The sequence below is a fragment of the Sphingobium lactosutens genome (assembly GCF_013393185.1).
In the GTDB taxonomy this organism is placed as follows: Bacteria; Pseudomonadota; Alphaproteobacteria; order Sphingomonadales; family Sphingomonadaceae; genus Sphingobium; species Sphingobium lactosutens_A.
In genome coordinates, this window is record NZ_QJQX01000031.1 from 137,332 (window position 1) to 145,000 (window position 7,669).

Genomic DNA, 7,669 nt, shown 5'->3' on the forward strand with positions numbered 1-7,669 from the left:
GTGAAGCGAGCCCCCGATCGCTTCCCCGCCAAAGGCCCATCATGCGTCCCGACAGCCCGAATCGCAAGCCGGATAGCAGCGAAGATCCCGCCATGCTGGCATTGCTGGCGCTGGGATGGACATTGGCCGACGGCGCGCGGGGGGATCGGCTGCTGGCGCTGACCGGGCTGGACGCGGACGCATTGCGTGCAGGCGTGGACAATCCCGCCATTTTGGGCGCCGTGCTTGCCTTTCTGGCAGACCATGAGCCTGACCTGATCGCCTGCGCCGAGGCGATCGACACCAGCCCCGCCGCGCTGATCGCGGCGCAGGAGAGCCTGAATCGATGACCCGTCCCCTCATCATCACCGATTGCGACGAGGTGCTGCTGCACATGGTCGTGCCGTTCCGCCAATGGCTGGACGAGACGCATGACGTGCATTTCGACATGTATGACCGCCATTTCGGCGAAGCGCTGCGGCACAAGGACAGCGGCATCGTGCTGGAGCGCGAACTGGTCTGGTCGCTGCTGGTCGAATTTTTCGACACGGAAATGCATCGGCAGGCGCCGATCGCCGGTGCGGTCGAGGCCTTGGGGCGATTGTCGGACATTGCCGACATCATGGTGCTGACCAATATCGGCGAGCGCCATCATGCCGGGCGGGTTGAGCAACTGGCCGCCCATGGCCTCAACCTGCCGGTGCAGTGGAACCATGGCGGCAAGGGGCGTCCGATCGCCCGGATCCTTGCCGATCGCCAGCCCGGCGTCGCCGTCTTCATCGACGATCTGGCCGAGCATCACGCATCGGCGGCCGAACATGCGCCCGAAATCTGGCGGTTGCACATGGTGGGTGAAGCGGAAATCGCGCCCGGCGTGCCGGCTGCCGTCCATGCCCATGCCCGGATCGACGACTGGGTCGAGGCCGAACGCTGGATCGCGGCGCGGCTGGCCGAAGGCCCCGCCCCTTCCCCCCTTATTTCCCATGATGGAGCATCCGCATGAGCATTGACGCCCGCCTCGCCGAACTCGGCATCACCCTGCCCCAGGCCGCCGCGCCGGTCGCCGCCTATGTCGCGACGGTGGAGGCCAATGGCCTGCTGCACATCAGCGGGCAGATCGCGCTGGCGCCCGATGGGCTGATGACCGGTCGTTTGGGTGAAGACCGCGACCTCGACTATGGTGTCGCCGCCGCGCGGGTGTGCGGTCTCAATCTGATCGCCCAGATGAAGGCCGCGCTGGGCAGCCTGGATCGGGTCGAGCGCATCGTGAAGCTGGGCGCCTTCATTTCGAGCGCGCCGACCTTCACCGACCAGCCCAAGGTCGCCAATGGCGCGTCCGAACTGATGGTGGAAGTATTCGGTGACGCGGGCAAGCATGCCCGCAGCGCCGTGGGCGTGCCCGTGCTGCCGCTGGGCGCCGTGGTCGAGATCGATGCGGTCGTCCTGGTCCTGCCGCAGGCCTGACAATTTGCCAGCGTCCGGCCTGAAGCCTGATTGTCTGACAACCCGCCCCTTCGCCCATCGTGGGTTACATGGGCAAGGGATTAGCGAGAATGGCATGGCGGCGTTCGACGCCGCCATCGCCGGTGGTTTCGGCATAGAATGCGATGTACGGGCGAGCCGCGACGGCATCGCCTTCGTCTTCCACGATGCCGATCTGATACGGATGGCGGAGCGCTCCGACAGCGTCGCCTCGCTGGATGCGGCCACTCTCGATAGCGTCGCCCTGCCCGATGGCGGGATGATCCCACGTCTGTCCGCGCTGCTGGCCTGCTGCGGCGATCAGGTGCCGCTGCTTGTCGAGATCAAGGCGGAGGGGCGGCATGTGGCGGACCTGTGCGAAGCGGTCGCACGCGACCTCGATCGCGCCACGGCCGCGCGGGTCGCGATCATGTCCTTCAATCCGCATGCCATGCGCTGGTTTGCGTTTCATCGGCCGGATGTGACGCGGGGACTGGTGGTGACGCAGCAGGGCAAGGGGCGATGGCGCGGCAGGATCGAGCGCGCCCTTGCACTTTGGCTGTCGAAACCCGACTTTCTGGCCTGTGATATACGCGATCTTCCTTCCCGCTTCGCCGAGCATGCCCGCAAGAGGAAAATGCCCGTGCTGACATGGACGGTCGGCAGCGCAGAAGAGCGCACCCGAGCCGCGCGTCATGCCGACCAGATCATCTTCGAGCGGCCGCGTGACTGAGGTCGCGGCGCGCATTGCCGCCGGCGTGGCCGATCTGCCCAAAGCCGAATGGGACGCCTGCACCGGGCCGGCCAATCCCTTCGTCAGCTGGGATTTCCTGGTGGCGCTGGAACGATCAGGCAGCGTCGGGGAAACAACCGGATGGCAGCCGCTGCCGCTGGTGATCGACGATGCCGACGGACGAATCGCCGCCGCCGCGCCGCTCTACGCCAAGAGCCATAGCCAGGGCGAATATGTGTTCGACCATGGCTGGGCCGATGCCTGGGAACGGGCGGGCGGCCAATATTATCCCAAGCTCCAGATTGCCGCGCCTTTCTCGCCCGTGCCCGGTCCGCGGCTGCTGCTGCGCGATGCCGACGCGGCGCCGGCCCTGATCGCCGGAATCGAAACGCTGGTGGAGCGCAACGGCCTGTCTTCGGCCCATGCGACCTTCATCGCTCCCAATGAGGTGCCATTGTTCGAGGCGGCTGGCTGGCTGATCCGGGAAGACAGCCAGTTTCACTGGACCAATCGGGGCTATGCCTGTTTCGACGATTTCCTCGCCGGTCTATCGAGCGAGAAGCGCAAGAATATCCGCAAGGAAAGACGCCGCGCCGTCGAGGGGCTGGAGATCGTCCACCTGACCGGCAGCGATCTGACCGAAGCCCATTGGGACATTTTCTGGCATTTCTACCAGGATACCGGCGCGCGCAAATGGGGGCGGCCTTATCTGACCCGCGCCTTCTTCTCGATTCTGGGCGAGACGATGGCGGACAAGGTGCTGCTGATGCTGGCGTTGCGCGACGGACAGCCGATCGCGGGCGCGCTCAACCTGATCGGCGCGGATACGCTCTATGGCCGTTACTGGGGCTGTAGCGAGGATGTCCCCAACCTGCATTTCGAACTATGCTATTATCAGGCGATCGACGTCGCCATCGCACGGGGATTATGCAGGGTGGAAGCCGGGGCGCAGGGCGGGCACAAGCTGGCCCGGGGCTACGCGCCCGAACCGACCTGGTCCGCACATTATATTCCCAATCCCGGTTTCAGACGTGCGGTAGCGGAGTTCCTGCTGACCGAACGCACCGACGTTCAGCGCGACCGGCAATGGCTTTCGCAGCGGACGCCGTTCCGGAAGAAAAATTAGCTCAGGCAGCACGCAGTTGCGTCGCGACAAGGATCGCACGGGCCTGGCGTTGGGCCTGGGCGATTTCGCGGGCGGTCATTTCTCCGGCGATCTCAGCGCGCATCGACTGTCCTGCCTCGCTCCCGCGCAGCGCGGCGAGATTGAACCATTTATGCGCCTCGATCAGGTCAATCGCCAGGTCGCCGGTTCCACAGCTATAGGCAACGCCCAAGTCGAAACACTCGTCCGCCGATCCGCCCACCGCCCGCGACAGTCGAGCTTCCATCAGAAATTGCGCGCTCTTGATACCGTTGCCCATGTTACCGATCCCTGTTCCTGACTAATTCAATGGACGACCCTTTGGTTTTTCACGGGATGCAGCTTGGTCCAGCAGCGGATAAAAAATGGTTAACAACGCAGTAGGCATGTTTTTTACTCCCCCTCTTTTCAATATGGATTGACAAAGGCTCGGGAAATTCCGTGCGATAGGGCTGGCATCGACGCGCGGGAGTCCGCATAGGCTCTCCATGTCCCAGCTTCCCCCGACCAACATCAGTCAAAGCGCCAATAATATCGGCTTTCGCGAATTCGTGATGCTGTGCGCCTGTCTGATGGCGATGAATGCCCTGTCAATCGATCCCATGCTGCCTGCGCTGCCCGATATCGGCCGCGACCTGGCCATTCCCCACGCCAATGATCGACAGCTCATCATCAGCGTCTATTTTCTCGGGCTGGGATTCGGGTCGCTGCTGTTCGGCGTGCTGTCCGATCGATTCGGGCGTAAGCGCGTGCTGGGCAGTGCCATCGCTTTGTTCATCCTGTCCTCGATCGCCTGCGCCAGTGCGCAAAGCTTTGCGATGATGCTGGCAGGCCGGGCGAGCGCCGGCTTCTTCGCCGGAGCGAGCCGCGTGATTACCGTGGGCATCATCCGCGATCAGTTCCGGGGCGACGCGATGGCCCGCGTCATGTCTCTGATCTTCGCGGTCTTCATGCTGATCCCCGTGATGGCGCCCAGCTTCGGCCAGGCGATCCTTTGGTTTGCGCCGTGGCGCTGGATCTTCTGGATACTGGTCATCCTGGCCAGCCTGATCCTGGCCTGGATGCTGACGCGGATGCCGGAAACGCTGAAGCCGGAAAACCGCATCCGCATCACACCCGGCGCACTGCTGCACACCATCGGCACTATCCTTCGCACACGCAGTTCCATCGGCTACATGTTGGCAAGCGGCGTGGTGATGAGCGGGCTGATCGGCTTCATCCTGTCGGTGCAGCAAATCTTCTTCGACGTCTTCCATGCGCAAACATTCTTCCCGATCGGCTTCGCGGCGATCGCGGGATGCATGGGGTTGGGCAGCCTTATCAATAGCCGGCTCGTTTCACGATTCGGTGCGCGGCGCATGAGCCAGACCGCCTTGCTGGCCTTCATTCTGATCGCCGCCATTCATCTGGCGGTGATCCTTGTCGGGCAGGAAACGCTGGTCACATTCATGGTGCTTCAGGCCATGACGATGATGACCGTCGCCTTTACGGCATCCAATTTCAGCGCCATTTCGATGGAGCCTTTCCACAAGGGTGCGGGCGTCGCCTCCTCCTTCCAGGCATTTCTGACGACGGCAGTGTCGGCGGCGTTGGGCAGCTTCATCGGCCGGGCATTCGACGGCACGACCCTGCCTTTCACCACCGGGTTGCTGGTGTTCGGCGCACTTTCCTTCCTGATCGTGATCTGGGCGGAGCGAGGCAGGCTCTTCACCCGGCCCCATCATGGCGGCCTGCGCGATCCCGAAGTCGATTTCCACTGACATGAAAAGGGGCGGAAAAACCGCCCCTTTTTTTAGCTCAGCGTGGCATGACGGCCTTGCTCAGGCGTCCTGACCACCAGGCGTATGCGCGCCGGGGAGCGGCGGCACGGGCTGCGGCGGAATACCCGAGCCATCTTCAGCCACATCCACGACGCCGCGGCCGACATGGCTGCGGCTGCGGCTGTAGCCGAAATAGACGAGCAGGCCGACAGTTGCCCAGCCGACGAACATCAGCTTGGTTTCGAGGCCCAGGCTCCAGAAGAGATAGGCGCAACCCGCGATGGCGATCGGCGCGGTGATGTTCACCGCCGGGGTCCGAAACGGACGAGCGCGGCCAGCATCCGTCTTGCGCAGCATCATAACCGCGATCGACACGGCAGCGAAGGCGAAGAGCGTGCCAGAGTTGGAGATGTCCGCCAGGATACCGACGGGGAAGAAGGCGGCAAACAAGGCAACGAAGATGCCGGTCAGAATGGTGATGACATGCGGCGTCTTGTAGATCGGATGGATCTTCGAGAACATCGCCGGCAGCAGGCCGTCGCGGCTCATGACAAAGAAGATGCGGGTTTGACCGAACATCATCATCAGGATGACCGACGGCAGGGCGAGACCCGCTGCAAGGCCGAGCAGGTTCCCGATCTGGGGCCAACCGATTTCACGCAGCGTCCAGGCAAGCGCTTCCTTCGAGCAGGTGACGGCTTCGGTGCCGGCAGCGGCCAGCGCGGCGCACTGTTGCGACAGGGCGGTTGAACCGGGAGCCAGCACTTCGCCGGCCGGCCCTGCGACAGGCTGCGCGCCGACCGTGCCGATGACGCCGGCGGCGACCAGCATGTAGAAGATGGTGCAGATGCCGAGCGAACCGATCAGGCCGATCGGCATGTTGCGCTGCGGATTCTTCGTTTCCTCCGCAGCGGTCGAGACGGCATCGAACCCGACATAGGCGAAGAAGATCGAGGCAGCCGCCGCCGAAATGCCCGAGAAGCCGAGCGGGGCGAAGGGGGTGAATTTATCCATGTTGATGACGGGCAGCGCCAGAACGATGAACAGGGTCAGCGCCGACACCTTGATCGCGACCAAGATAGCGTTGACGGTCGCGCTTTCCTTGGTGCCGATGACCAGCAGCCAGGTGACGAGCGACGCGATCAGCATCGCCGGCAAGTTGACCATGCCGCCATCGAACGGCCCCCGCGTCAGCAGATCGGGTATGTCGAGATGGAATGTATGCTCGATCAAGCCGACGACATAGCCGGACCAGCCCACCGACACGGCACCGGCGGCGACGGCATATTCAAGGATCAGCGCCCAGCCGACCATCCAGGCGATCAGCTCGCCCATCACGGCATAGCTGTAGGTGTAGGCGGAACCCGACACCGGCACCATGGCCGCCATTTCGGCATAGCAGAGCGCAGCGACCGCACAGACGAAGCCGGCGATGACGAAGGAGAGCATCATGCCCGGCCCCGCCTTCTGCGCGGCTTCGGCCGTCAGCACGAAAATGCCGGTGCCGATGACGGCGCCGATACCCAACATGGTAAGTTGAAACGCTCCCAGCGACCGATGCAGCGATTTTTTCTCTGCCGTCGCCAAAATGGCGTCGAGAGGCTTAACGCGCCCGAATATCATGAAGACCTCTTATTCCCATAGCCCGGCACGCCACCGGACGTACCCCTTTTGCTTATGGGAGGGGGAGACTATCGCCTAATCCGCCGCGCGCAAGTATGTTGCGCGGCGATGACATGAAAGTGGAAAGGATCGGCGTGGTCGAACTGCTCAGGGCAAAAGGATTGGGGGATATTCCGCACGGTTTTGCGGGACGGAAAGGCGGTGTATCGACCGGCCTGTATGCGGGACTCAATGTCGGACTGGGATCGTCCGATGATCGCGATGCAATCCTGCGGAATCGCGAACTGGCGCGCGATGCTGTCCTGCCGGGCATGAAACTGGTTACGGTTCGTCAGGTGCATTCGCCGGACGCGGTGACGGTAACGCATGTTTTCGAGGATGAAGCGCGGCCCGCTGCAGACGCCCTCGTCACCAATCGCCCCGGCCTGTTGCTTGGCATATTGACCGCCGATTGTGTGCCGGTGCTGTTCGCCGATGCCAATCGGGGAATAGTGGGTGCCGCGCATGCCGGATGGAAAGGCGCCATCGGCGGCGTAACCGATTCTACCCTCGCCGCGATGGAGAGCCTCGGCGCGCGACGCAGCGATATCAGTTGTGCGATCGGGCCGTGCATCGGGCGACAATCCTACGAAGTGACGGAGGATTTTGCGCAGCGCTTCGCTGAATCAGATGCAGAAAATGAGCGCTTTTTCTCTGAAGGGCGGCCCGGCCATCTGCAATTCGACATTGCGGGCTATGTGGCGGCGAGATTGGCCGCCGCCGGCATTGGGCATGTGGAAATGCTGGATCAGGATACCTACAGCCAACCCGATCGTTTCTTCAGCTATCGGCGCTCCTGCCATTTGAATGAACCGGGCTATGGACGCCAGATATCCATGATCGGCCTGCCGCAGTGAAAGGAGAGGACGGCCGCCAGGCCGTCCGGGCAATAAAAAACCCGCCTAGAAAGGCGGGTCTTGCTGATGTCAT

9 protein-coding genes are annotated in these 7,669 nt (G+C 63.1%); 7 read left to right on the top strand and 2 right to left on the bottom strand.

Annotated elements, in window-relative coordinates:
• Positions 1-41 precede the first annotated feature (41 nt).
• Genes DM806_RS04880 through DM806_RS04900 form a run of 5 tightly spaced genes read left to right on the top strand, consistent with a single transcriptional unit; the run spans position 42 to position 3,299 of the window.
• Complete coding sequence (locus DM806_RS04880; protein WP_179042105.1) at positions 42-329, top strand: DUF3572 family protein; 288 nt, start codon at positions 42-44, stop codon at positions 327-329.
• Positions 326-982 carry an HAD family hydrolase gene (locus DM806_RS04885; protein WP_179042106.1) on the top strand — a complete coding sequence of 219 codons (657 nt, stop codon included), beginning with the start codon at positions 326-328 and terminating at the stop codon, positions 980-982. The genes DM806_RS04880 and DM806_RS04885 overlap by 4 nt, the downstream gene beginning before the upstream one ends.
• Complete coding sequence (locus DM806_RS04890; RefSeq protein WP_179042107.1) at positions 979-1,443, top strand: RidA family protein; 465 nt, start codon at positions 979-981, stop codon at positions 1,441-1,443. Before DM806_RS04885 ends, DM806_RS04890 begins: the two co-directional genes overlap by 4 nt.
• Positions 1,412-2,173, top strand: a complete 762-nt coding sequence (locus DM806_RS04895; RefSeq protein WP_179042108.1) for a glycerophosphodiester phosphodiesterase family protein — start codon at positions 1,412-1,414, stop codon at positions 2,171-2,173. The genes DM806_RS04890 and DM806_RS04895 overlap by 32 nt, the downstream gene beginning before the upstream one ends.
• Complete coding sequence (locus DM806_RS04900) at positions 2,166-3,299, top strand: GNAT family N-acetyltransferase (protein WP_179042109.1); 1,134 nt, start codon at positions 2,166-2,168, stop codon at positions 3,297-3,299. The genes DM806_RS04895 and DM806_RS04900 overlap by 8 nt, the downstream gene beginning before the upstream one ends.
• Before the next feature lies 1 nt (position 3,300).
• Here the strand turns inward: DM806_RS04900 and DM806_RS04905 are convergent, their stop codons facing one another.
• On the bottom strand, positions 3,301-3,597 hold the full coding sequence (locus DM806_RS04905) for a hypothetical protein (RefSeq protein ID WP_179042110.1): 297 nt from the start codon (positions 3,595-3,597) through the stop codon (positions 3,301-3,303).
• A 208-nt stretch (positions 3,598-3,805) separates the two neighbouring features.
• Between DM806_RS04905 and DM806_RS04910 the strand changes: the two genes are divergently transcribed.
• The gene (locus DM806_RS04910) at positions 3,806-5,077 is read left to right on the top strand and encodes a multidrug effflux MFS transporter (protein WP_179042111.1); all 1,272 of its coding nucleotides are present in this window, start codon (positions 3,806-3,808) and stop codon (positions 5,075-5,077) included.
• A 60-nt stretch (positions 5,078-5,137) separates the two neighbouring features.
• Here DM806_RS04910 and DM806_RS04915 read toward each other — a convergent pair whose 3' ends face one another.
• Positions 5,138-6,700 carry an amino acid permease gene (locus DM806_RS04915; protein ID WP_179042112.1) on the bottom strand — a complete coding sequence of 521 codons (1,563 nt, stop codon included), beginning with the start codon at positions 6,698-6,700 and terminating at the stop codon, positions 5,138-5,140.
• Positions 6,701-6,834: 134 nt separating this feature from the next.
• On the opposite strand from DM806_RS04915, the gene pgeF reads away from it, so the two are divergent.
• The gene (pgeF, locus tag DM806_RS04920; protein WP_179042128.1) at positions 6,835-7,596 is read left to right on the top strand and encodes a peptidoglycan editing factor PgeF; all 762 of its coding nucleotides are present in this window, start codon (positions 6,835-6,837) and stop codon (positions 7,594-7,596) included.
• The last annotated feature ends 73 nt before the right edge of the window (positions 7,597-7,669 follow it).